Annotated in this window: 22 protein-coding genes, 2 pseudogenes and 1 riboswitch; of the genes and pseudogenes, 9 read left to right on the forward strand and 15 right to left on the reverse strand. The window is 51.7% G+C overall.

The window, feature by feature from the left end; translation table 11 throughout:
• Window positions 1-24: 24 nt before the first annotated feature.
• Window positions 25-244: riboswitch (cobalamin riboswitch) on the reverse strand.
• 195 nt (window positions 245-439) lie between these two features.
• The 3 genes and pseudogenes from BA6348_RS22710 to BA6348_RS28105 form a co-directional block, all read left to right on the forward strand.
• The gene (locus BA6348_RS22710; RefSeq protein WP_122952913.1) at window positions 440-859 is read left to right on the forward strand and encodes a MarR family winged helix-turn-helix transcriptional regulator; all 420 of its coding nucleotides are present in this window, start codon (window positions 440-442) and stop codon (window positions 857-859) included.
• A gap of 16 nt (window positions 860-875) precedes the next feature.
• Window positions 876-1160 (forward strand): MFS transporter, encoded by a 285-nt coding sequence (locus tag BA6348_RS28100; protein WP_007785834.1) that lies wholly within the window; start codon window positions 876-878, stop codon window positions 1158-1160.
• Between the two features lie 14 nt (window positions 1161-1174).
• Window positions 1175-1639 (forward strand): annotated as a pseudogene (locus BA6348_RS28105) (MFS transporter); the annotation flags it as partial.
• Between the two features lie 17 nt (window positions 1640-1656).
• Here BA6348_RS28105 and BA6348_RS22720 read toward each other — a convergent pair.
• The 4 genes and pseudogenes from BA6348_RS22720 to BA6348_RS22735 all read right to left on the reverse strand — a co-directional run bounded on the left by BA6348_RS22720 (window position 1657) and on the right by BA6348_RS22735 (window position 5448).
• The gene (locus tag BA6348_RS22720; protein ID WP_375371913.1) at window positions 1657-2034 is read right to left on the reverse strand and encodes a hypothetical protein; all 378 of its coding nucleotides are present in this window, start codon (window positions 2032-2034) and stop codon (window positions 1657-1659) included.
• 197 nt (window positions 2035-2231) lie between these two features.
• Window positions 2232-3308 carry an RNA-guided endonuclease TnpB family protein gene (locus BA6348_RS22725; protein ID WP_129552241.1) on the reverse strand — a complete coding sequence of 359 codons (1077 nt, stop codon included), beginning with the start codon at window positions 3306-3308 and terminating at the stop codon, window positions 2232-2234.
• 5 nt (window positions 3309-3313) lie between these two features.
• Window positions 3314-3596 (reverse strand): annotated as a pseudogene (gene tnpA, locus BA6348_RS22730) (IS200/IS605 family transposase).
• 127 nt (window positions 3597-3723) lie between these two features.
• The gene (locus BA6348_RS22735) at window positions 3724-5448 is read right to left on the reverse strand and encodes a TerD family protein (RefSeq protein WP_122953396.1); all 1725 of its coding nucleotides are present in this window, start codon (window positions 5446-5448) and stop codon (window positions 3724-3726) included.
• A 271-nt stretch (window positions 5449-5719) separates the two neighbouring features.
• Between BA6348_RS22735 and BA6348_RS22740 the strand changes: the two genes are divergently transcribed.
• Complete coding sequence (locus BA6348_RS22740; protein WP_005829064.1) at window positions 5720-7012, forward strand: copper amine oxidase N-terminal domain-containing protein; 1293 nt, start codon at window positions 5720-5722, stop codon at window positions 7010-7012.
• On the opposite strand, the gene BA6348_RS22745 is transcribed toward BA6348_RS22740, so the two are convergent.
• A complete protein-coding gene (locus BA6348_RS22745) occupies window positions 6992-8584 on the reverse strand; it encodes an FMN-binding glutamate synthase family protein (RefSeq protein ID WP_026557950.1) in 1593 nt (530 codons plus the stop codon). The genes BA6348_RS22740 and BA6348_RS22745 overlap by 21 nt on opposite strands.
• Window positions 8585-8844: 260 nt before the next feature.
• On the opposite strand from BA6348_RS22745, the gene BA6348_RS22750 reads away from it, so the two are divergent.
• On the forward strand, window positions 8845-9375 hold the full coding sequence (locus BA6348_RS22750; RefSeq protein WP_005829060.1) for a peroxiredoxin: 531 nt from the start codon (window positions 8845-8847) through the stop codon (window positions 9373-9375).
• Between the two features lie 450 nt (window positions 9376-9825).
• Here BA6348_RS22750 and BA6348_RS22755 read toward each other — a convergent pair whose 3' ends face one another.
• Window positions 9826-10425 (reverse strand): hypothetical protein, encoded by a 600-nt coding sequence (locus BA6348_RS22755; RefSeq protein ID WP_007781762.1) that lies wholly within the window; start codon window positions 10423-10425, stop codon window positions 9826-9828.
• Window positions 10426-10935: 510 nt separating this feature from the next.
• Between BA6348_RS22755 and BA6348_RS22760 the strand changes: the two genes are divergently transcribed.
• Genes BA6348_RS22760 through BA6348_RS22775 form a run of 4 tightly spaced genes read left to right on the forward strand, consistent with a single transcriptional unit; the run spans window position 10936 to window position 14427 of the window.
• Window positions 10936-12285: a right-handed parallel beta-helix repeat-containing protein gene (locus tag BA6348_RS22760; protein WP_174435234.1), complete on the forward strand. Its 1350-nt coding sequence runs from the start codon at window positions 10936-10938 to the stop codon at window positions 12283-12285.
• Window positions 12282-12872, forward strand: a complete 591-nt coding sequence (locus BA6348_RS22765) for a nitrous oxide reductase accessory protein NosL (protein ID WP_005829041.1) — start codon at window positions 12282-12284, stop codon at window positions 12870-12872. Before BA6348_RS22760 ends, BA6348_RS22765 begins: the two co-directional genes overlap by 4 nt.
• A gap of 18 nt (window positions 12873-12890) precedes the next feature.
• On the forward strand, window positions 12891-13697 hold the full coding sequence (locus BA6348_RS22770; RefSeq protein WP_007781753.1) for an ABC transporter permease: 807 nt from the start codon (window positions 12891-12893) through the stop codon (window positions 13695-13697).
• Window positions 13698-13701: 4 nt separating this feature from the next.
• Window positions 13702-14427 carry an ABC transporter ATP-binding protein gene (locus BA6348_RS22775; RefSeq protein ID WP_005829038.1) on the forward strand — a complete coding sequence of 242 codons (726 nt, stop codon included), beginning with the start codon at window positions 13702-13704 and terminating at the stop codon, window positions 14425-14427.
• A 114-nt stretch (window positions 14428-14541) separates the two neighbouring features.
• On the opposite strand, the gene BA6348_RS22780 is transcribed toward BA6348_RS22775, so the two are convergent.
• The 9 genes from BA6348_RS22780 to BA6348_RS22820 all read right to left on the reverse strand — a co-directional run bounded on the left by BA6348_RS22780 (window position 14542) and on the right by BA6348_RS22820 (window position 22972).
• The gene (locus BA6348_RS22780) at window positions 14542-15267 is read right to left on the reverse strand and encodes a nucleotidyltransferase family protein (protein ID WP_005829036.1); all 726 of its coding nucleotides are present in this window, start codon (window positions 15265-15267) and stop codon (window positions 14542-14544) included.
• A gap of 12 nt (window positions 15268-15279) precedes the next feature.
• Window positions 15280-16779, reverse strand: coding sequence for a dGTP triphosphohydrolase (gene dgt / locus BA6348_RS22785; RefSeq protein WP_122953397.1), 1500 nt, complete (start codon window positions 16777-16779; stop codon window positions 15280-15282).
• 152 nt (window positions 16780-16931) lie between these two features.
• Entirely contained in the window at window positions 16932-17849 is a 918-nt protein-coding gene (locus tag BA6348_RS22790) for a response regulator (RefSeq protein ID WP_005829032.1), read from the reverse strand.
• Between the two features lie 3 nt (window positions 17850-17852).
• Window positions 17853-19121 carry a sensor histidine kinase gene (locus BA6348_RS22795; RefSeq protein WP_005829030.1) on the reverse strand — a complete coding sequence of 423 codons (1269 nt, stop codon included), beginning with the start codon at window positions 19119-19121 and terminating at the stop codon, window positions 17853-17855.
• A 79-nt stretch (window positions 19122-19200) separates the two neighbouring features.
• Complete coding sequence (locus BA6348_RS22800; protein ID WP_005829028.1) at window positions 19201-19851, reverse strand: amino acid ABC transporter permease; 651 nt, start codon at window positions 19849-19851, stop codon at window positions 19201-19203.
• 14 nt (window positions 19852-19865) lie between these two features.
• Window positions 19866-20519: an amino acid ABC transporter permease gene (locus BA6348_RS22805; RefSeq protein WP_007781739.1), complete on the reverse strand. Its 654-nt coding sequence runs from the start codon at window positions 20517-20519 to the stop codon at window positions 19866-19868.
• Window positions 20520-20602: 83 nt separating this feature from the next.
• Complete coding sequence (locus BA6348_RS22810) at window positions 20603-21457, reverse strand: transporter substrate-binding domain-containing protein (RefSeq protein ID WP_005834999.1); 855 nt, start codon at window positions 21455-21457, stop codon at window positions 20603-20605.
• A gap of 43 nt (window positions 21458-21500) precedes the next feature.
• A complete protein-coding gene (locus BA6348_RS22815) occupies window positions 21501-22229 on the reverse strand; it encodes an amino acid ABC transporter ATP-binding protein (RefSeq protein ID WP_005835001.1) in 729 nt (242 codons plus the stop codon).
• A gap of 224 nt (window positions 22230-22453) precedes the next feature.
• Window positions 22454-22972 (reverse strand): DUF2179 domain-containing protein, encoded by a 519-nt coding sequence (locus BA6348_RS22820; RefSeq protein ID WP_005835003.1) that lies wholly within the window; start codon window positions 22970-22972, stop codon window positions 22454-22456.
• Window positions 22973-23461: the final 489 nt, after the last annotated feature.

The raw sequence follows: 23461 nt of genomic DNA on the forward strand, positions 1-23461 counted from the left end.
CTCATCCTTTGACCCGAAGGAAATCAGTGGACATCAAAACAGGCAGGTCTCCTGGCTCAAGGATCTTCGCTCTTCTTCCTCCTTCCCGCACGCTGGCGTGCAGTGGATGGCGCCGTTGCCAAGAAGAAGAGCTCCTCTTTTACAGTGGCGGGACCGCGTTGGCTTTTCACCAAACTTCCCTTTTAACCTCGCATTCGCAAACTATCGCTTGCGAAAAACAAGGACCTGTTTTTCTACCATATTCAAATGTCGTTCTTTTCTATGACAAGCACTTGCTTTAATAATAGCAAATGCTACCGGGGATTCAAGCAAAAGCTGCGGATAGGAACATACTGGGCATTGATCTTTGTTTTGTGAACTAATTATTTGTACACAAATCTTTTGTGTGCGTGTTATCTTATTCTTACATCGATTTCCAATAAAATATTTGGAGGTACATATGGATCGGATTGAGGATTGCTATGGGTTTCTTCTCGGGAAGGCGTATCAAAAAATCTGGCAAATGGAAAAGGCCAAATTATCGCCGTACGGGATTACTCCCGTGCAGTTTGTTCTATTACATGCGCTATGGGAAAAAGATGGCCAAAAAGGTGTGGAATTGGGTAGTCGGCTTCGCTTGGATGGAGCAACCATCACGGGGGTGCTCGATCGACTGCAAAATATGGGGCTCATCGAGCGTCGTTCCGATCCCAATGATCGCCGGACGAACTTGATTTTTCTGACTCTGCGAGGCAAGGAATTGGAACAACCTCTGAATCAGATCAGTGACGAAGTGAATCAAGAAGCGATGTCCATATTCAGTGAAGAAGAAGCGAAATTATTCAAAAACATGCTGACCAGATTGGGATTAAACTCATAAGGAGTGCGTTGAGACTGTGAAGAGCAAAGTGCATTACGCGTGGATCATTTTATTTGTCACCTTTTTCGCATTGTTGGCTGTGCAAGGAGCAAGACTTTCTTTCGGAGCATTTATTGAACCTTGGGAGAATGGCTTTGCCGCGGATCGAGGTACCATTTCTCTCATCTCCACATTGAGTTTTGTCATTTATGGCATATCCCAACCAATAGCAGGCAGGTTGATTGACCGCTTTGGTGCCAGGTCCATTCTCTTAGGCAGCACACTTCTGGTTGGTCTGAGCATTTTTTCACGCAATGGGTAACTTCCCTCTGGCAATTGTTTATTCTCTATGGTGTCTTCGCTTCCATTGGTGTTGGAGGTGCCTCCAATGTAGCCGCAACCATTATGGTCACAAATTGGTTCAATAAAAGGCGTGGACTCGCATTCGGAGTAATAGAGGCTGGCTTTAGCGTAGGCCAAATGGTAGTTGTGCCAGCCTCACTGTTTTTCATACAGTGGTTTGACTGGAAAATGGCTGTTGCGGTATTGGGTCTCTTTTTACTGATCGTGGTATTTCCCGTCATGATGTTTCTTCTGAAGAATCATCCTGCCGAAAAGGGGTTGCAACCGATAGGAGGTTCGCCACAGATCGCAGATGAAAGACAACAAATACATCCTTCCAGCCGGCAACCGGTCAGGCGGATATTTCCAACCAAGGCTTTCTGGTTTCTGATTTTGCCGTTTTTCATCTGCGGATTCACCACTACCGGCTTAATGGACACGCACCTCATTCCCTTTGCCTAACGAAACCAGCGAGCTTACAAAAAGTCCGCCATGATGATTTCCAGGTCAAACGGAGTGATTCCCTCGTCCATGGAGAAAACCGTGTCCGCCTCATCCGCCCGGTCAGTCAGCGTGCCTCTCGCTTGCGCATGAAGCGTGAACAGCTCATAGAGAGTGGGCTTCACCAGCGAGGTGAGCGCCCTTCCCATCCACTCCACGCCGCCTCCGTTCGCCTCTACGTTATTGACAAACCGGGGGTGGGAGCGCAGCGCGATGTCCGTCCAGATCACTTTTCGCTCCGCCAGATCGAGAATGACCGGGATGCAGATCGTAGAGCGTGAAGCGAGGTCGATCTTGTCCTGCACCGTCTGCGGTTCAAAAATTTCCCCCGACTGTGGAGCCTTGCGTATCATCCAGCCCGCATAACATTCGGGCAAATCGCAATAGGGCTGACTGTTGAGACTCCCACGGCTAAAGCCGCAAGCCTTCCACCTTGCGGTGTACGGGTGGGATTCTTGAATGACTAAGCGTTCGCAGTCCATTTCTGTTTTGAACAGCCTTCAAGATGAGGGCATCTCATTGCCCCTCCTAAGACAGTGCATATAGCATCTTAGGCTGATTGACTGTTACCATCAATCACAGGTGCATATCGAATGTTCATAGCACCGACTAAATCACGATGTTTTTCGAATCCACATTTGCATTTATACTTACGGTCTTGTGCCTTATTCTTCTCAGAGCATTTAGGGCATGTCTGACTTGTGTATGCAGGATTCACATGCTCAACCCTAATACCAACTAAATTCGCTTTATATTCAATGAACTGAGACAGGCGATAAAATGACCAAGTATGCAGATTCTTTTCGTTTTTACGGCTTGTTCTTGCCGTCTGTCTAATATTCGCCAGTTGTTCCAAGCGAATGACAGAAATTTTATTGTCTTTTGCAAAATTTACGATAGCACGACTAACCTTATGGTCTTGGTCTTTCATCCAACGTTGTTCTTTATCTTTTGAACTACGAATCGCATTTACCTTTTTCTTTTTGCCTAATGCTTTGCGTTCAGAACGAAACTTACGCTTCATGTACTTATTTTGTCTGCCATTCCCAAAGAAACGTACCTTTTCATCATCTGTTACAGCAACGGCAGGAACTTTTAAACCCAAATCAACACCCATGACTTTTACTCCTGTTCCTTCCATAGTAGGTATGGTGACAGAAATTTGGGCAATCCATTTATTTGCTTTCTGTGTGATTCGAAGCGTACCTAATTTGTGTTTTAGCAAAGCAAAGTTACGGTTGTCTTTATCAACTAACAAAGCACGGATAGGTGTTTTAGTTACCTTGCCGTCAATCATAATCGGCATGGAAATGTGCGTGAAATCAAACGAATAGTTTTGATTGTTCCAAATGCAGACAGGTTTCTTCAAAACAGGAACAGTAGTGAATTTGCTTTTCTTCGCTTTCTTAAACACACTTTTCGCGTCCTTGATAGCTTGATTTTTAACGGCACTTGGCAAAGAAGCAGAAATATCCTTACTCGACTTCTTTGTGCTTTTCTTTTCAGCAACCATTTCGGAAACGAGAGCATTGATAGTGGAGAGGTACGTTTGACTCATCTCACGCAAAATAGAAGCCTGTTCTTTTGTTGGAAGCAATTTCACTTTGACTGTGATGGTCTGCGACATGATTTTCACCCCCTTGTTTTCTGTTGTTCGACATATCGCTTTATCGTTTCACTTGATACATTTCCTGCGGTAGAATGGGAGTGCGTTGAGAAACATATGCGTATGGTCTTTGTCGCATTCAAGAGCAACAATCACAATTTGCAGTTCCTCACACCCTTCATGTACCAACTCTTTGAAGCGTTGTTCTACATCTGCTTGCAGAAAAATCTTTCTTCTGTACCGAGGGCAGAACACAAAATGGTAGTTTAATAATGAAAGGGTTGTGCTTGTTCTTCTGTATTCGTTCATACACCTATCGTATCAGTTTGTTTTATATACTACAACAGATGAACAACAAAAAAGAGTGGAATTTTCAAATACTTGAAGTACCACAAACCTTCGGTTTATTCGTGGTACTCCGTATTTGACCTCACTCTCATCCCGCCCCTAAAGGGGGTGCTATCGCACCGTAGCGGGCTTTCTCGTTCGGAAAATCTGTAAACGAGTTCAGCGACATGACCACGTAACGGCCGCCGTAATGAAGGACAGATTCGATATCCACATCGATGAACTCGCAGGCCCCCATCGGCGCCCTCACAATGTCGCCGCTATGGTAGGCGCGGTATTTCTCCGAGCGCAAATTCGTGTAGGAAATGTGCTCCAGGTACTTCCAGTCCGCGTCGTACAGCACCGCAGACAAATCGACGTCGACGCGCCCGGTGGGGACGTTGTTGACAATGCCTTCCTTCCACCAGGTGAAAAAGCGGATCGTACTGCCCTCCGGGATCGGAAGTCTGGAGCCGCGCACGATCGTCCGCAGCGCTTTGCTCGCCGACCGTTGCGAAAAAGGCACGAGCTGCTCCTGCAAGCGCGGATCGAGGTAGACTTTTCCCAGGGAAGGCAGGGCAGCAAACCGCTCCAGCAGGGCTTCCCGGCATCTGCGGGCTGCACTCGCGCGGACGTCTTCCGGCAACTGCGGCAGCGCGTTTGCAATCGTCTGTACTTTTGCCACCTCTCCTTTCGGGAAAAAGGTGCGCCACTCTCCGTACGCTTCTCTTTTCTCGAAGTGGTTCAGCGCTTGCAGCAGCACAGGGGTAGACACCAAAGGCGCGACCTGTGCAAACGAACGGAGCACCTCGTCACGATCCGCTGCCAGCCTGAGCAGGTGGTCGAGGCGCCGGGCAAATTCCCCCGGCCGCTGCACGAGCAGGCTCGTCGCCTCGTGCACATCCCCGCACGCCAGCGCCAGCTCGACCTTGCTGTTGAACGTTTCCAGCCGATGGTTGTTGCGCAAAATATCGAACGCTTCCGCCGTCTGCGGATAGCGGTCCTTGTATTCGAACGGATGCAAGATTTCCCCGAGGCGAATCCAGCGGCCTTTGTAGCGCAGCATGTCTTCCGCGAGGTTCGGGCTGGCTTCCAGCAAGCGCAGCAGCAGGCGGCGCTCGGCGCGGCTGAACTTGCGGAATTTCGCAGGGGCGGCCAGGCTGACATCGCCGTCAGACAGCGCAACCGCCAGCCGCAAGACGTCGGTCGCCGTTTTGCAATAGGTCGCAAAAAAGCCGGGCGGCAGCTTGTCGGCACGCAGCAAGATGCTGGCTACGACCGCCGCGTTTTCCTTGTGCGGAATCTCTGGCGGCAGCGCTTCTGCGATTCCATCGCACTCGGTGAGCAGCGCTGCGAGGTCTTCCTTGTCCTGCGCCGAGAGCGAGCTTTTTGCCCGCAACAGGTTCATGCCCGTCTGCAAAAGCTCTTCGTCCGTTCCCAACTGGATCACCTTCAGGCGGGATTCTCGCAACAGCGGCAGCCGTTTTTTCACCTCGTGCACAGGAAGCTGCCACGTCAGGTAGTGGATGATCGCCTGCAAATACAATTCTCCCTCGCTCGCCTCCATCACTTGTTCGGGAAAATTCGGATACATCGGCTTGTACTTGCGGGATGCGCCCACCATTTCTTTCAATACCGTCACTACCTCGGAGTAAAGCGGGAAAAACTCCGCTTCAGACAGCGTGCGGATTCGCTCCAGCAGCTCCAGGGAAAACGTGTAGCCCAGACTCTCGATGTTGCGCAGAGCCGCAGCCAAATAAGAGACAGGCAATTCATGCTGTCCCTTCTCGACGACCAGTTTATTTTTCCGGCGAAGGTAGATTTGATTTTTCATCGGCCTCAATAAAAAAAATCAGGAAAGCAGTACCCCTAATCATCAATTGAGTAGAAGGAAGGTGTACAATAGCCTGATTTTTTATTCCTTTTGTCATTTTCAACCATTTTACCGCTGGGTCGCCGCTCCTGTAAAGTCATCCAGTGGAAAAGTAGTCGTTTCTTCACAAATTTTTCCTGCTCCCCTGCAACCTTGTAATCAGGTAAAGGCAAACAGTCCTATTGTAAAATAGTACAGCACATTCTATAGAAAGACGCGAGGAAAAGCACGCATGAAAAAACTGCAGCGAGTCGGCCTGCTGACCTTTCTGCTCAGCGCCGCTCCCTTCTCTTTTGCCCAGTCCGCTCCGCAAGTCCAGGTAGCCGTGAACGGAGAGTACGTCACGTTTCCCGACGCCCTGCCTTACGTGGACCCAAGCACGCAGCGAACCATGGTTCCCGCCCGGTTTGTCGCGGAAAAGCTCGGTCTTGGCATGCAGTGGAATCCACAGACGAGCCAGGTGACGCTCCGGAAAGAACCGGACACCATTCAGTTGACCATCGGCCAGGACTACGCGCTGGTCAACGGGAAAAAGGTCCACTTTGACGCCCCGGCCGTGCTCCGCAGCAACCGCACGATGGTTCCGCTGCGCTTCATCAGCGAGCTGTTTGACGCCCGGATCGAGTGGCTGGCCGAGCGCAACCTGGTCGCGATCACCACTTCCGGCCATGCGAGTGCAGTCCCTCCGGCATCTGTGCCGCCTGCTCCTGACAGCACATGGCAGCATCGGCGCAGCACGTGGCTTTGGGATGCCAGCCTGCTCTACACCCAGCAAGAGCAGATTATCCAGTTTGCGAGCGAGCATCAATTGAGCGCAATCTACCTGCAAATCGACCGGGACATCCCGCCGACTGTCTATCAGCAGTTCATCCGCAAGGCGCAGGAAAAGCAAATCGCCGTAGAAGCGCTGGAAGGCCGTCCCCAATGGGCTTTTCCCGCAAGCCATGGCGAGCTCAAGGCGTTTATCAACTGGGTCCGCGCTTACAACGCCTCGGTCGCCGCGCAAGAGCGGTTCGCCGGGCTGCATTTTGACATTGAGCCGTACATTTTGCCGGAATGGAAGTCAAACCGCGACAAAATCGTGCAAAGCTGGATGGACACGGTTCGCCTGATCGAAAAAGACATGCGCTCAAGCGGGCTTACGCTCACGCTCGACATCCCGTTTTGGCTCCATCAGGTCAAAGTCCCGGGCACGGATTACAGCTTGAGCGCCTGGATGCTGGAAAAGGCAGATGCCGTAGTCATCATGGACTACCGCAATGTCGCGCTGGGCAACGACGGGATTATCGCCAACGCCCATCCGATTTTGCGGGAAGCGGCCACGCTGAAAAAGCAGGTGATCGTCGCCGTAGAGACGGCTCCCAGTGCGGAAGGGCCGCACACGAGCTTTCACGCACTGCCGCTCCAGACGATGAAAACCGAACTGCAGTTGGCGAAGGAACATCTCGAGCATTATGCGAGCTTTGCCGGCTTTGCGATTCACGACTACAACCATTGGGTCAGGCTAAAGCAGGGCGGCTCCTGATTCCCCCGTCTTCTCGGGGTACGGAAACAGGTCCGCTACCCGCACGCTTTGCCCGCTTTCATTTGTATAGACGACGTGCTCGCGGCGAAAATCGCGCGGACTCTCCAGCCCGCAGGCGGCCGCCAACGAAAACAGTCCCTCGCGCAACTGCAAAATGTAGTTCATGACGCGCCACTGCTTTTCTTCCGGGGCGAGCGCCTTCTGGTATTTGGAATCGGTCGTGGTGATTCCCGTTGGACATTTGCCTGTGTGGCATTGCAGGGCCATGATACAGCCGTTTGCCATCATGAAGCCGCGCGCGGAGCTGACCAGGTCCGCGCCGAGCGCCAGGGCGATGGCGACTTTGTCCGGGGTGATGAGCTTGCCGGAAGCAAAAATTTTGAAGCGGTCGCGCACCCCGAATTTTCGCGCCGTGTCATCGAGAATGAGCAGCGCCGGATAAAGCGGCAGCCCCATCCCGTCCGCCATGGCTTTAAACGTCGCGCCTGACCCTCCCTCCGAGCCGTCCACGGTGATGAAATCCGGGTAAATATCCAGCTCGACCATCTTGGCAAACAACGGCTCCAATCTTTTCGCATCCCCGACGACAATTTTGATCCCGACAGGCTTGCCGCCCGCCTCCTGCAGCGTGGCGATAAACCGCAGCGCCTCCTCGGGATTGGTCAGAAAAGCAAAGCGGTTGGGCGAATTGACGTTTTTGCCGACAGGCACCAGCCGCGCTGCCGCGACCTTTTCTGTGACTTTGGAGCCTTCGAGGTGGCCGCCGCGTATTTTCGCTCCTTGATGAAATTTCAGCTCGAATGCCTTGATGTTGGGCACGCTCGCCTTGCGCTTGTATTCCTCGATGGAAAAACGGCCCGCGTCATCGCGGAAGCCGAACATGCCCGGCCCGATCTGCGAGACGATATCCACGCCTGTCGCAAGGTGAACCTCCGCCACGCCGCCCTCTCCCGTATTGATCCAGGAGCCTCCTGCCATGCGGGCTCCGCTTCCGGTAGACAAAATATAGTTCTCCCCCACCGCCCCGTACGATGTGGCCGATGCCCCGAACATGCCCTTGAGCCGCCACGGATGCTCGCGGCGCTCTCCTACGACAATGACATCCTGATCGTGCAACAGCCACGGCTTCACCTGTTCCTCGATCCATTTTTCCTGGCGGGTAAACAACCCTTCATCTGTAATCACGTACTTTTTGCCCAAAATCGGCCGATCGTTATCTACCCGCAGCTCGCTCGTCAGCTTCGGGAACATGGCGTTGGACAGGTAAAAGCCCGGCTTTTCGTAATCGCGTCTGCCGCCAAACGAGATGAGGTCCGTCCTGTATTTCGCCGCGTAGACAAGCCCGACAAAATCAGCTCGCGAAAACGGCCTTCCCTCCGTGTCGTTGTCAAACCAATACTGGCGAAATTCCGGTCCGAGCTTTTCCAGCAAATAGCGCACCCAGCCCAAAAAAGGATGGGAGCGAATGATGGAATGCTTGGGGTGTTTGGACAAGACGTACATATAGCCGAAAAAGACGAGCGGCGGCACTGCCACCACTACAAGCACGATGGTCAAAAGAAGCGACTGCATCCTTGTCTGAGCCTCCCGCCATGGAACGTTGGATTGGAAAAAAGAACCGAAAAGGTTTCATTTGTTCGCAAATGTGGTATTGCATGGATTAGCATACTACCAATTCCCTCTGCTCATACCGCCGTTTCGTTTGGGCTAACTCGAAAAGGCATGTTGCACTTTTAATTAAAATAATTTTCATTTGATATTGATTATAAATATCATTCGTGGTAATTTGGTACCAGACATATTTTTCGAAAAACAGAGAGAGGAGATGCACAATGAGCGCACGCATTGGACTTCCCGCACCAGACTTTACGATGGACACCGTGACTTTTGACAACGGCTTCCCCGTATCGAAAAGTCTGGTAGATTACCGCGGCAAATGGCTGCTGTTGTTCTTCTATCCGTTCGATTTCTCCAAAGTTTGCCCAACGGAGATTCTCAGCCTGAATCGGCGGATCAAGGAGTTTGCCGAGCTGAACGTCGAGGTGCTCGGCGTGAGCGGCGACAGCATTCATACACATAGAGCCTGGATGAAGGCGAGCGACGGCATCGGCCCGCTGTCCTTCCCGCTCGCTTCTGACTACAGCAAGGAAGCGACGATCAGCTACGGCGTGCTGGACGAAGCGACCAAAGCGCCTCTGCGCGCCAGCTTCATCATTGACCCGGAGGGCATCTTGCAGTATTCGGTCGTCTCCAACTCCAAAGTAGGCAGAAGCGTGGATGAGACATTGCGCGTCATCGAAGCCCTGCAATCCGGCGGGCTGTGCCCGATGGACTGGAAGCCCGGGCAAAAAACGATTTCGTAACCCCCTTCAGCCCCAACGAAAAAAACCTCGGTCTCCTAAAGCAGATGCGTGTTCCTCCATCCGCTGTGGCCGAGTTTTTTTTCGTTCCTCTTTGGCGCGAGCAAAGAGGCCAGCCCTCTCCCCACCCGCATGGCTGTATTCATCCGCTCTCTCCATCACGCAAGCGTAGAGCGAGACTTTTGCCCGCGCCGCTGGTATCTTTTGAGCCAGCTTTTCTCAAGCTACTCATAATCCGCAACGATTTGGTAAAAAATACGGCAAAATCCATCGAACGGAGACAGCCATGAAAAGAAGTCCGGTCCGGCTCGGCGATTATTTTGTTCAGCGGTTTCAGGGCAATGCAGACTTCCGGTGCGAGGAGCTGAACAGGTGTGGAGAGCCTCTGCTCTTGTGCTACCTCGATAGTTTGGTGGACACCTCAGAATCCACCCGCCTCTTAGACAGATTGGCTCATCCTTGCTCCTCTCCCTCGTTCTCCTCCGTAACGCTCACCGTTCTCATGACCTGAAAAGCAATCTCCCGCCACTCTCCATACTCGGCAAAAGGGCAGCAAAATGTGCCCATGACCATTTTTCCTTCCAAGGCCAGAAAAAACATGAGGTGATACAAAAAGCCGTCCAGTGCCGGGCTTTTAAACTCGAAGTAGCCAACCTGCTTTCCTTCTACCATTTCTACCCCGTCAGTATAGAAGACATTTGCCGGATTCGTCTTTTTGATCGTAGCTTTCATCCCTGCCGTCAGTTGCTTGACCCACTGGTCCTGCAAGTCTTGGTCGACCCTGCTCAACGTAAAATTAATGCCGCCTGTCTCATCGCTTTTGATAATCTGCGGGCGCTGCTGGTACGGATATTTGACTGCCCGCAAATGGTCAGGCATGTCCTCAAACTCTTTTGGGATAAACAAGCAGACCTTGTTGTCCCAAAATCCTTGCTGTTCAAACTCGTAGAAGCGGCTTCCCACCCTGACTGGTCCGGTGCAAATGTTAAGGGGAACGCTCGCTTTTTCCGATTCATTCAATAATGCCAGTATCTTTTCATCCCTATGCTCCATAGCTCGTACCGCCTTTATTATCTTTTATAAAATCCCTTATCAAAGAAATTTTGTCATATTATTCCTTATCTCTTCTTTGTATGTATCGGAACTTTCCCTTGTCCATTTCACCCAAATAATAGAAATAACAAAGCCCATGCGTACCGCACGCAAAAACGCCTCCCTCGCTATTTCCGGGGAAGCGTTTTTCTATGCCGATGTTGCCTTCCAATCTGCCATTTTCCTCCCCCTGTCCGAAAAGCAGCGAGGAAAGCGTTTTTTCCCCGCCGTCTTCCAGCCGTGTCCGCCTGCCGACAACTCCTTCCAGTTTTTATAAAATCGTTGCGATTTTTGACACGTTTTATAGCCCGTTTGAGTCATCCGAAAATGAAAAGGGACTGCTATCCTGAATGTAGCTGGCCGCCCTTCCCTCAGGAGGAAAGTTCGAGAGCTCTCATTACAAAGGGGGAATCTACCCTGACTCGCACAAGAAAAAACCAAACCGCGTTCCGCCTGCTGCTGGCATCTTCATTGGCGCTTGTGCTCATCCTGCCAGCGGCTTATCCGGCGCAGGCCGAAGCGTCCCTGCAAGCGCTGATCGACCAGGCAGCGCCAGGCGACACCGTCACGATACCGGAAGGCAAGTACGAAGGTCCCATCCGCATCACGAAGCCGCTCAAGCTGCTGGCAAAAGGCGAGGTCAAGCTGACCAATCCGAGCGAGGAAGCCGCTCTGACGATCGCGGCAGACGACGTGACTTTGCAAGGCATTACGGTGCTGGACAGACGAATCAACAGCGAGGACGCCTCCATCATCGTAAGCGGCAGCCGCAACCTGTTGGAAAAAGTCACCGTGGAAACGATGGGAACCGGGATTCAGTTGCGAGGCGCGAATGCCAACACGATACGCAACGTCTCGGTCATCGGCAAGGTAAAGGACAGAGGCAGCGCAAGCGATGCCGGCCACGACCACAGCGCGCATCTGTCCAAAAGCGCGAGCAAGCCAAAGGTGACGGTCCAGGCCCAAAAAGGAAACGGCATCGACCTGTACGACTCGCACGACAACCGACTGATTGAAAATCAGGTCACAAACGTCTTTGACGGGATTTACCTGGAAAAAAGCACTGGGAACGAGCTCACGCAAAACCGGGTGGAAAAATCGCGCTACGGCTACCACCTGATGGGCACCACGCAAACTTCCCTGAAGAACAATACAGGCAGCGAAAACGTCACAGGCGCGATGCTGATGGAAACAGCCGATGCCACCGTCGTCGGAAACCGGTTTTTGAAGCAGCAAAAAAACCCCAATTCCCAGGGCATCCTGCTCTACGACGTGCAAAACTCGCTGCTTGCGGACAACCACATCGAAGGAAACCGCGTCGGGCTATACTTGGAGCGCTCCAGCGGGATTACGGTCACAGGCAACCAGCTCTCGCTCAACTTCGTCGGCATGCAGTTGATCGCCTCCGCGGGAAATACGTGGACGAACAACCACTTCATCTCCAATGTCATCGCCGCCCAGGCCCAGGACAGCGCAACGGACAACCTGAACGGCAACTACTGGGACAACCTGCTCGGCCTCGATGTGGACGGCGACCACAAAAGCGATTTGCCGTATGAAATGAATCCGTTTTACCTCGGCCTGACAGACGCGATTCCCGCTTACCAGTTGTTTTTCCAATCGCCGGGCTTCGTCTTTCTGGAAAATCTGTTTACGAGCGGTGCAGGCAGCCCGATCCGGGACGAAACACCGCTGATGCCGACCTCTGCTGTCGTCTCTGCTAATGCCGAAACAGGCAGCAACTGGGGCGCAGGCATCCTTGGCCTTATTCTTTTGGCAGGAAGCTGTACATTCATTTACGTAGGAGTGAAAAAATCATGATGAATTTGAAAAAATGGGTGACCACACTCGGAGCAATCGCAGGCATCAGCCTGCTCATAGTCGGCTGCGGCAAGGAAGAAGCACAGCCTGTCGAGATCGCGGAAGGCGTGGACAAATGCGACATTTGCCACATGCACGTCCCGAACGATCACAACGCAACCGAAATCATTTTGAAAGACGGCAAGGCGCTCAAATTCGACGACATCGGCTGCCTGCACGAATGGACGGAACAGCACGGCACCGATGAAGTCGCGATGCAGTACGTCCGCGACTACTACACAGCGGAGTGGACAAAAGCCGAGCAGGCGACATTCGCCTATGACAAAGAGTTCAAAACGCCGATGAGCTACGGCATCTACTCGTTCAAAGACAAGGCGGAAGCGGAGAAATTCGTCGCGGAGCAAAAGAAAGGCGTCATCATGGACGCGGAAGGCCTGAAAAACCATACGTGGGAGCGCAGCATGAGCAAGCATATGAAAAAGGACGGGCATTCTTCGGAAGGCCCTTCCTCGGGCGGACATCAATCGGGCGACATGGAGAGCACCCCTGCGCACGGCAGCAGCACGACGACAACGACACACCACTAATAGAGGAAGTGGAGAGCCTTGCACATCAATCTGATCGCCAAACGGGAAGTGAAGGTAGGCTTCCGCAATCCGTGGTCCTACTCCTTCATGGCGCTGTTCTCCCTGTTTAGCCTGGGGCTGCTCATCATCCAGTCGCAGTCCTACATGAAAGGCTATACGTACACGACAGGCACCATGCTCAATCTGATCTTGTACCTGCTGCCGCTGATGACTATGCTGCTCTCCTCTTTTTCCCTCACGGCGGAAAAAGAGGAAGGGAGCTGGCAGCTTCTCTCCACCTACGCGATGACGACCTCGTCGTTTCTCGTGGGCAAATACGCGGGACAGGCGCTGGTGCTGATCGCCATCGTCAGCTTCGGCTACGGCGTCTCCGGCGTGGCTGGACTGTTGCTCGGAAAAAGCTTTGCCTTTTCCACCCTGCTGTTTTTGCTCGTCTTTTCCATCTGTCTCATTCTGCTGTTTTTAGGGATCGCCATGGTGATCGGCGCCTTGTGCCGCAACCGCTGGCAAGCTTTGACGATGGGCGTCAGCATCTGGTTCTTTTACATTTTGGCCTGGCCGACGCTGTTGATTTCCGTACTCAGCTTCGTACCTTATACGTGGATCAAGCCTTTGTTGCAGATTGTGACCTTTTTCAACCCGGCTGAATTTGTGCGGATTTACTCTGTGACCAGGCTGGGCGGCGGCGCGATCTTCGGCCCCGAATACTACAAGTGGATTTACTGGATTGACTCTGCGCTCGGCGACGTTTGCTTCGTCGCTCTCTGTCTGCTCTGGATTGGCGCGACCTTGTGGATTGCTACCCGGGCATGGGAAAGGAGGTAACACCGTGCAAAGCTTCGGACTTACCGTCGATCAGGTAAGCAAAACGATCAACGACAAAACGATTGTCCATCCTTTCAGCCTGCGCATCGAGCCTGGCGAAGTCGTCGCTCTGTGCGGCGGAAACGGCGCGGGCAAAAGCACGATCCTGCGCATGCTGGTCGGCATCCTCCGCCCCACTGCTGGCACGATCCAGCTCAACGGCCTGACCTGGGAGGAGCAGCGCGTCGAATACTTGCAGCAGATCGGGTATATGCCTGACCACTTCTCCTTCAGCGCTGGCCTGACCGCGCGAGAAACGTTGGAGTTTTACGCCGCCCTGCGCAACCGCACCGCCGAGGACGCCGACAGAATGCTGAAGGCGGTCGGCCTGCACGATGCCCGCAACAAGCGGGTGACGCACTTTTCCAAAGGGATGCAGCAGCGGCTGTTGTTCGCCCAGGCGATTCTGGCGAAGCCCGCGCTCGTCGTCCTGGACGAACCGACGAACGGCCTCGATCCTTACTGGATGGACGCCTTCGTCGACCTGGTGCGCGAGCTGCGGCTGGCGGGACAATCCGTCATCTTCTCGACGCACCAGCTCCAGGTCGCTGACGCGGTGGCGGACCGGGCGATTTTTCTCATGAACGGCCAAATCGTCCGCGACGACACGATTGGCAGCTACCAGAAGCAGTACGGGACCGTCGGCCTGTACGGCGCGTTTGCCGAGCTGGTATCGCGCGCGCATGCATAAATGAAAAAACACGAGAAAATTTTCTCGTGTTAATGAAGATTTGCCGGCACGACATAAATAAACATAATGATGTTTTCCAAAACCACTGACACATGGTATCAGTGGTTTTGAGCATCAAACTTCAACAACCGATAAGAGTTGTGCATAGTCCTCATAGGAATACTTACTCTTATCTCCGTAATGCTTACGTTCTGCCTCTAAAAGTCTCTCTTGAGGATTATCAGCAGTAGCAGCCCAATCCCTGATATATTTCCTCACTCGATCAGAAAATTGCAGTCCTCGTGTCTTATGTATCTTCCACGCTCGGACAACATTGACTTCCGGTGTTGGATTTTTCCATACAGCTTCATCATCCAGCAAAATATCCAGCACTTTATTATCTATAGCTTCCATGAAATGCGTACAGTCAAGGCTTTGCCACTGTAAATGGAAGCAAAGTGCATCAAAATTAAAAAAAACCCCTTTTGATATATTCTCAAAACACGGAACTAGTAAGCGTTCGCGAAAAGCCCAGTTAGTTTGTATTCCCCATATATCAAATTCAATCCCATCTACCTTTAGCTTATAGCCTCCAAAGCGATTTTTCTTATAAGACAAGCCCGAAAAAGCTGCCGAAAAATCCGTATGTGAGCTATCGACAATAATATCGTAATCACGTGGGGTTCTGTACTCAGCCAAGTCCCGCACTGCGCCGCCAATAAAAATTAAATCGCCATAGGAACTAAGGTCGTTTAGCAATCGATCTACTTGTGGGCTGACTTGTCTTAGCAGTTCAATCCTTTTTAGGATTACAACTGTCTGCTTATAGTCATCTTGAGCACATTTCCATGCCCCGCCCATAGGTAGCCCTCCTTACAATTTTATGCCCGATAGCTTTTGATACAATTCTAGCGCATAAGTGTCAGTCATGCCACAAACAAAATCTGTGACCAGCAATAATCGGTCATACAGACTAGGCGATTTATCCGCTTGAAGCGAGAACGGATACTTCTGCATAAGGTAACGATAGTTATCAGAGATCAGCATAAAGTTTTTTCCCTTCTCCGAGGGAGCAAATTCATCGTGGAACTTGAAGATATCTCTTTCCAATTCCTTTCCATCATAAATGTTATCGCTACTTACTGAACTCACAAAGATCTCTAGCAGCCCGCGGATAACTTTCCCTCCAACAAGCTCGCGTGTGATTATTTCCTGATTAGGAAAAATATAATTCTCTGCGAGGGTTCGAAACGCCTCCCTAACCTTTGCCGCTTTTGACTTCTCGAGAATCTCGTCATCAAATTCGCCATTTAAAATTTTATCGTGCGTAAGAAGGAACGTTTCAACTACTCCATGAATCATGAGTCCTTGCGCTTTAATCCGCAACTTCTGCACTGCGTTGTCCAAGCGATCTGAACGTCGTTCCTCAGTATTTTGCTTAAAGTCGTTCCTAAATGAATCGAGTAAGTTTTTCTCTTCTTCCGTCGTAAAGAATTCCGCAAACACATCTGTAATAATCGAATAATCCAGAACTTTCTTTTTGCAACCGTCTTCGATATCCGCTGCCGAATAAGCAATATCATCTGCAGCTTCAAGCAAAAAAGTAGCCGGATGGCGAAAGGACAAAATACCCGTATATTCACGAACCAGTTCAAAACGGTCCTGTTCGGAAGTCATATACCCAAACTTTTTATAGGAAATCCCGAGCTTTTTCGCCTGTCGCTCCTTTTTCTTTTTGTTTCCTTCAAGCGAAGATCGGGGATATTTCAAAATACTTGCCAGCGAAGCTGCACTGAGATTGTAGCTGTATTCATCCACCAATCCATTCAGTTTGGTCAGCAAGCGAAATGATTGAGCATTTCCTTCAAAATTTTCAAAATCAGCTTGCATCTGCTCTACATTTTGGGGAGCTACCGAAGTCAATTTTTTTACATTATCTTCGTTAAACCAATCTCGAAAGAAATTTTGAATGGCCGCTTCCCCAAAATGGCCAAAAGGCGGGTTTCCTAAATCGTGAACAAGGCCAGCAACAGCTAGCAGTGCACTCAACTTTCCAACAGACTCTTCTTGAAAGGCCTGAGGCTTTTGCTTGTGAAGATACTTTTCCACGCTAATTCCCAAGGATCGGCCAATTGTAGCTACCTCATGAGAGTGAGTCAAACGTGTACGTACAAAATCACTGTTGTCCAATGGAAAAACCTGCGCCTTATCTTGAAGTCTGCGAACAGCCGAGCTGATTACCAATCGGGTATAGTCGTCATCAAAGTCATTACGCAGATCATATTCGTTATCCTTAGTTCGATCTTTCACCTTTCGGTCTCGCAAACGAACCCCGCTCAACAATTGGTCCCATCGCATTAACGTATTTTCCATTTTCCTAATCCCCCCTTCCCCTATTTTACTACATCTAAGTATCATTTTGGTAATTTTTGCACTTCAAACAAATGAACAACAATACTTTTTACCTACAATATAAAAAGCTGCCAGTATGATCGGCAGCTACAATTTTAATGCTCTCCCCCGGTTCAAATCGCTTTTGCTTCCATATAAAAAACAGATAAAAACTTTTTCACGCTGATCCGGCATTTCGTCGTTTTTTCTCCGGCCTCCAGCTCTTGCATCCGCTGGCGAATTTCCTGGAAATCGAACAGGCGCGGGGCAAAATGCTCGAAGGTCGGGTTGGCGTAATCCGTCAAGCCGAGCGAGGACAAATGCGTAAACGCTTGCAGCACCATGCGGCGAATGCGCTGCTCCATCGCTCGCACTTCTTTGGTCAGCGCCTGTTCATCGAGGTTGCCATGCAGCTTGGTCAAAATTTGCGTGTACAGCTCCTTCAACTGCAAATCGCGCAGCTTGTCCACTTCCCGCTCGTTCTGGGCGAGCCAGCCCATGATGACCAAAAGATCGTGCGCTCCCGCTTCGCTGGCGATTCCGAGCTGCAGCAGCAGTTGTCTCGCTTTTTGCGCGAGGCTCTCTTCGTCCGAGGATGGTTTTTTCAGCCCGCTCGCCGGCTGCTCTTTTCCTTTGACATCCAAAATTTGCAGCGACTTGCGGATGGATTGCAGCGAGGCTTCCAGTGTCAAGTAATCGGATACCCTCCTGAGCACAGAAATGACTTCCAGGCGGTTGATCGGCTTTTGAATAAACGTATCAATCCCCTGCAAATAAGCCTCCCCGATCATCTCCTTGTTTTCCACCTGGGAAACCATGATGAATCGGCCCGTGAATCCTTCCGCTTGCAGCTTCTTGATCGTCTGGATGCCGTCTAGCCCTGGCATGAGCAGGTCGATCAGCACGACATCCACTCCGTACAACTGGTCGATGGAGACGCGATTGCCATCGCTGGCCTGGCCCACGATCTCGCCCAGGCCGCTGTCTGCAATAATGCGCTCCAGCATGCGGCGCACCACGGCATCGTCTTCAATCAAAAAGAAACGTATCATCGGCTATACTCCCTCCCCTCTCAGCAATTGATCCGTCGGAATCCGCACTTCAAAATGCGTCCACAGCCCTCTGTCGTGCAAAATTTGCAGTTGTCCCTGCAAGCTCTGCACGATGCCTCTGGCGTGTGTCAGGCCGATGCCGGTGGACGCATTGCCTTTTTCATCATACTTGGTCGTATAGCCCGGTTCAAACACCCATTCCCGTTCCTCTTGCGAAATCCCCGGTCCGCTGTCCAGCACGGAAAAGACGATGTGCCGTCCGTCCAGTTGGACATTCAGTACAATTTTACCCGATTCGTCAATCGCTTCTACTGCATTGGCGACCACATTGTTCAGCACAGACAGCAGCGCGTAGATTTGATTCGTCGACAAGCTGACATAACAGCTCCATGTAAACTGAATTTCTTTGCCCAGCATTTCGGCGTACTTCCGGTTGGCTCTCATCACCAGCTCGCACAGCTCGCTGATCGGAAGCTGGGAAGCAAGCCCTTCCTGGTTAATCAGCTTGGAGATGCCCGCGAGGATGCGCTGCGAATCTTTTTTCACCTCATGCACATTTTCGGCAATCGTCAATGCCGTCGGAGATTCGGCGTGCTGCGAGGTCAAGAGCCGCCTGTACAGCCGATAGCTCTCGCGCGTGATGTCTTCCAGTTGCGTCATCGACTTGCGCAGGTAGAACGCCTCTTCGTACAGCTCTGTATTTATCATCCGCAGCCGCTCCAGCTCCTGCTGCCGCACCTCCCCGACCGCGCGAATTTGCCGGATCGAGACGCTGTTGTACAAGCCGACGGCAAAAAAGCTGCGCAACACGCCGAAGATCAGGAGCATGAAAAAGCTCTGCCACGTAAGCGGCGGAAAGTCGGTAAAATACTCGCGCACGCGCAGCTCGACCAGGTTGGACAAAAAGTCGACGGACGCGCCGATCAGCCCCATCTTCAGCGGAAACTCCAGGTAGTCTCGGGCCCGCAGCACACGGAACAAAATCGCGAAGCTGAAGTAGTAAAACGCGGACGGCAGATGGACAGACACGCTCTCCAGCAACGGGCGGTACTCCATCAACAAATCCAGCCCGACGCGGAAGACGAGAATGAACGTCCCGGTCAAAAAGCCGGTCAAGATCACGGGCACGGACGAAAACCAGAGCAGGCCGAAAAAGAAAGCGGCAATCCCCAGCGAGAAACGAAACGTTCCCCCGAGCGGGTTGACCTTCATCTCTCCGAAAAAGGCGGTTGCCAGCATAATAATCATGAGGACCAACAGGCGCTCGCGCATAGATGCCCCCTTTAGCACGTAAAAAGATCTCCCATTCCTATTTTACAAAGAACTGGAGATCGGAAAAGATGCTTTTGCATCAGGCGTGTTTGTTTTCAAGACGTTTGGATACGATCGACAAAGCGTAGTTGACCACAAAGTACATGACTGCCACCAAGAGGAAAGTCGGAATCACGTAGTTGACGTTGCGGCCATTGATGATTTGCGCATGGTTCATCAGCTCCGGCAGCGCAATCACGACCGCGAGCGAAGTGTCTTTCAGAAGCGAGATAAACTGGCTGACGATGGGCGGAACCATCCGTCTGAGCGCCTGTGGCAGCACAATGTGCCAGAGCGTCTGCACGTAGGTAAGGCCAGAGGAGCGCGCAGCCTCAATCTGCCCTTTTTCCACCGATTTTAAACCACTGCGCACGATTTCCGACAGCATGGCCGCCTCGAAGATGACCAGTGCCAGCACAGCCGCATAAAACTTGTCCAGCTTGATGCCGACTTCCGGCAAGGCAAAGTACGTGAAAAAAATAATCAACAAGAGCGGCAAGTTGCGAATCAGCTCGACGGCGGTAGCCAGCACCTGGGAGACGCCGGGAATTTTCGCGTAGCGAAGCACCCCTACGACGATGGCAATGGCGAAGCTGAACACAATCGATAAAAAGGCAACCTGCAGGGTAATCCAGAAACCTTCTAGCAGGAAGGTCAAATGACTGGGCGCGTATGCTCCGATAAAGTCCATGATGTCCCCTCCCCTTAGCGGCTTCCAGCCAAGCGTCGCTCCAGGTAGCCTACGAGCAAGCTCAACGGAAGTGTCAGAATCAGATAAAAGACTGCGACAAAAATGTAAACGTCAAACGTCACAAACGTATCAGCGGAAATCAGGTCGCCGAAGTACATCAGGTCAAGACCTGCAATGACGCCAAGCACCGAAGAGTTTTTCACCAGGTTGATAAACTGGTTGCCCATCGGCGGGATTACGACTTTGATCGCTTGCGGCAAAATGATGTAGCGCATCGCCTGGTTGTAAGTCAGACCCGAGGAACGGGCTGCTTCCATTTGCCCTTTTGGAATCGCTTGAATCCCGGCGCGAATCGTCTCCGCGATAAACGCTGCCGTATAGACAGTCAGCCCGAGCGTACCAGCGACAAACGGCGCGAGTACAATCCCGAGCGCCGGCAAGCCGACAAAGAACAGGAAGACGACGAGAATCAGCGGGATGTTGCGCACAAACTCGACGTAAGCCGTACCGATCCAGTTGAGCGGGCGAATCGGCGAAATCCGAAAAATGGCGAAAAGCGTCCCTAAAGCCAAGCTCCCGACAAGAGCGAGCAGGCTGGCTTGCACGGTGTTCCAGAAGCCTTCGATAAACATGTCCCAGTGCTCAAACAAGATAGAAAAATCGATCATCTCTGTTGCGATCCCCCTAGTCGTAAGAAAATAAGGGAATGAGCGGCAGAGTGAACCGCTCATCCGTCATGGAGTCGAACCGCTTATTTTTTTGGTTTTTCCCCGATCCATTTTTCATAAATCTTGTCGTACTCGCCGTTTTCCTTCATTTCTTTCAACACGTCGTTCACGGTTTTTACAAACTCGGCGTCGCCTTTGTTGATCGCGATTCCGTATGGCTCTTCGGTGAATGTTTCTTCGGTTACGCGGTAGTTTGGATCTTGCTTCGCCATTCCGTACAGCAGGGCGTTATCGGTAGTCAGCGCGTCACCTTGTCCAGCTTTGAGCGCGGTAAAGGCTTCTGCGTAGTTTTCAAATTCAAGCACTTCTGCATCCGGTGCGCTTTCGCGAATGTTTTTCGCGGAAGTCGAGCCTTTTGCGGTCAGCACTTTCATGCCTTTTTGCAAGTCTTTGATGCTGTTGATCGGGCTGTCCTTTTTCACCAGCAAAGACTGTCCTGCCATGAAGTACACATCGGAGAAGTCTACTTCTTTTTTGCGTTCTTCGGTGATGGTCATCGTCGCGATAATCGCGTCAATCTCCCCGTTTTTCAGCATCGGGATACGCGTTTTGGAGGTAACTTCCTTCAGCTCGATTTTGTTTTCGTCACCGAGCACTTTTTTTGCAATCGCTTTGGCGATGTCGATGTCGAAGCCTTCTACGTTGCCTGTCGACGGATCTTTCAGACCGAACAGGTTCAGGTCGTACTTCACGCCTACGACAAACTTGTCTCTTTCCTTGATTTTTGCCAATGTTCCGGCACCAGCCGCCGCACCATTCGATGCAGAGCCTGCCGCGCCGCCTTCTGTCTTGCCCCCGCCACAGCCTGCGAGTGCGGTTGCGCTCAGCATCAATACAAGACCCATACCTGCAAGTTTTTTCCATACACTTTTCTTCATCTGAATTACCCCTCATCTCTTTTTTATTGTTTTAAGTGAATGTCTAGTGATTCAAAATCCGGCTCAGGAACAGGCGCGCGCGTTCTTCACGCGGATTTTCGAAAAATTCTTGCGGCGTAGCCTCTTCGAGAATCCTGCCCTGGTCCATGAACACGATCCGGTCTGCCACTTCGCGGGCAAAGCCCATTTCGTGGGTGACCACGACCATCGTCATGCCTTCCTTCGCCAGCTTTTTCATGACGTCCAGTACTTCCCCGATCGTCTCGGGATCGAGCGCCGAGGTCGGCTCGTCAAACAGCATGATTTTCGGGCGCATGGCCAGTCCGCGCGCAATCGCTACACGCTGCTGCTGGCCGCCGGAGAGCTGGGTCGGAAATTTTTCCGCCTTCTCCGGAATCCCTACTTTTTCCAGGTAGTAGAGCGCGGTTTCTTCCGCTTCCTTCTGCGATACGCCCAGCACCTTGATCGGCGCCAGCGTGATGTTTTCCAACACGGTTTTGTGCGGATACAGATTGAAGTGCTGGAACACCATGCCGATATTGCGGCGCAGCTTGTTGATGTCGGTGTTTTTGTCGTTTACTTTTACCCCGTCTACCAGCAGCTCTCCGCTTGTAACCGTTTCCAATCTGTTGATACAGCGAACCATCGTACTTTTCCCCGATCCAGACGGGCCAATGACGACGACTACTTCTCCCTGGTTGATATGCAGGTCGATGTTTTTCAGGACGTGGAAGCTCCCGTAATGTTTGTTGACTTGATGAAAACTAATCAACCAGATCCCCCCTTGCTCTCTGTCATAGTTTGTATGGTAAGGACGAACTACCCGAATCTACAGAAAAATACAAAGTATTTTATTTCTCTTTATAATTTTCTAATAATAAAGGCGTAGGACCCGGCTTTTTGGCCGAGCAGACAAACAAAAAACCAGCCGCTTCCTGCCTGTTTGGCACAGAAGACGACTGGCGTCTTTTACAACTGGAAAAGGAACGGCTGCTCCTACTGGCGCAGGCGGTTGACCCAGAAGCCGCCCTTCAAGTTTTTCGGCTCAAAGGAAATGACAAACGCTTTTGGCGCGATCTCATGAATGAGCTGCCACAGCTTTTTCTCGTTGCTGCGCTTGGTCAGCACCTGCATCATGAGGCGGTGCCCGTCCCGGCCTTCCGCCACCCAGGAGGTGACGCCGAAGCCGTGCTCGCGCAGCCGCACAGGAACATCCAGGTCGACGGAATCGACCACTACCTGCAAGGTGACATAGCCCAGGGCCAAATACTCCTCGATTTTGCTGCCGATGTACACGCCCATTCCCCAACCGATACAGTAAGCGGCGAGGTTGACCGGATTGTCCAGGTTGTCGAGTACAATCGCGAGTCCTTTCAAATAGACGAATACTTCCACCATCGCCAACAGCGAAGCGAGCACACGATACCCTTTAATCACCATCAGCAGTCGCAACGTGAAAAACGACACGTACAAAATATTGATCCCGATGATGATCCACACAAACTCGAAGCCCATTGCTCCCCTACCCCCACCCGAATCTACTCGGGCCAATATGTTATGTACTCACAATTACTACAATATAATCGATCTGCCAGGCAAAATCCAGACGGAAAAAGGCGCAAAAATCTTCCACCGCAAGCCGTGCTTGCTCGGTCGGAAAGGGCGGCACGAGCAGGCTAGGCGACGTGCGGAACTGCGCAAAATCCCCAGCCGAAGCTGCCGACTGGATACTTGAGCCAGCCTGCAACGGCAGCGTGAATCCTGAATCCGCTCGTGCGGTCGGTTTTTCCCCGCGAGAGGCTGATTAGGCGCGGCTGTGCTCGTACAATTTACCCGCCAGCGCTTCTATCCACTCTTTTTTCGCGAGCAGGTCGAGCATCCGCCCAGGCAGCGCCGCTTCCAGCGATTCCACGACGTACCCGGAGCCTTTGATTTCCGCCTGTTTTTGTATATCGCTCGCGCAGTTCCATGTGCATCGCCCCTTTATTTTTCGGAATAGTCTGT

Origin of the sequence: Brevibacillus agri (assembly GCF_004117055.1) — a bacterium.
In the GTDB taxonomy this organism is placed as follows: Bacteria; Bacillota; Bacilli; order Brevibacillales; family Brevibacillaceae; genus Brevibacillus; species Brevibacillus agri.

What these genes read in the sequence shown, in the direction of transcription:
- BA6348_RS22755 (WP_007781762.1), bottom strand. Translation starts at nt 10,425, where the DNA reads ATGGAGCATAGGGATGAAAAGATACTGGCATTATTGAATGAATCGGAA.
- BA6348_RS22805 (WP_007781739.1), bottom strand. Translation starts at nt 20,519, where the DNA reads ATGATCGATTTTTCTATCTTGTTTGAGCACTGGGACATGTTTATCGAA.
- BA6348_RS22725 (WP_129552241.1), bottom strand. Translation starts at nt 3,308, where the DNA reads ATGTCGCAGACCATCACAGTCAAAGTGAAATTGCTTCCAACAAAAGAA.
- BA6348_RS22780 (WP_005829036.1), bottom strand. Translation starts at nt 15,267, where the DNA reads ATGGGCGGGGCATGGAAATGTGCTCAAGATGACTATAAGCAGACAGTT.
- BA6348_RS22720 (WP_375371913.1), bottom strand. Translation starts at nt 2,034, where the DNA reads ATGATACGCAAGGCTCCACAGTCGGGGGAAATTTTTGAACCGCAGACG.
- BA6348_RS22795 (WP_005829030.1), bottom strand. Translation starts at nt 19,121, where the DNA reads ATGCGCGAGCGCCTGTTGGTCCTCATGATTATTATGCTGGCAACCGCC.
- BA6348_RS22740 (WP_005829064.1), top strand. Translation starts at nt 5,720, where the DNA reads ATGAAAAAACTGCAGCGAGTCGGCCTGCTGACCTTTCTGCTCAGCGCC.
- dgt (WP_122953397.1), bottom strand. Translation starts at nt 16,779, where the DNA reads ATGGAAAATACGTTAATGCGATGGGACCAATTGTTGAGCGGGGTTCGT.
- BA6348_RS22710 (WP_122952913.1), top strand. Translation starts at nt 440, where the DNA reads ATGGATCGGATTGAGGATTGCTATGGGTTTCTTCTCGGGAAGGCGTAT.
- BA6348_RS22820 (WP_005835003.1), bottom strand. Translation starts at nt 22,972, where the DNA reads ATGGGCTTCGAGTTTGTGTGGATCATCATCGGGATCAATATTTTGTAC.
- BA6348_RS22750 (WP_005829060.1), top strand. Translation starts at nt 8,845, where the DNA reads ATGAGCGCACGCATTGGACTTCCCGCACCAGACTTTACGATGGACACC.
- BA6348_RS22800 (WP_005829028.1), bottom strand. Translation starts at nt 19,851, where the DNA reads ATGGACTTTATCGGAGCATACGCGCCCAGTCATTTGACCTTCCTGCTA.
- BA6348_RS22810 (WP_005834999.1), bottom strand. Translation starts at nt 21,457, where the DNA reads ATGAAGAAAAGTGTATGGAAAAAACTTGCAGGTATGGGTCTTGTATTG.
- BA6348_RS22745 (WP_026557950.1), bottom strand. Translation starts at nt 8,584, where the DNA reads ATGCAGTCGCTTCTTTTGACCATCGTGCTTGTAGTGGTGGCAGTGCCG.
- BA6348_RS22735 (WP_122953396.1), bottom strand. Translation starts at nt 5,448, where the DNA reads ATGAAAAATCAAATCTACCTTCGCCGGAAAAATAAACTGGTCGTCGAG.
- BA6348_RS22765 (WP_005829041.1), top strand. Translation starts at nt 12,282, where the DNA reads ATGATGAATTTGAAAAAATGGGTGACCACACTCGGAGCAATCGCAGGC.
- BA6348_RS22790 (WP_005829032.1), bottom strand. Translation starts at nt 17,849, where the DNA reads ATGATACGTTTCTTTTTGATTGAAGACGATGCCGTGGTGCGCCGCATG.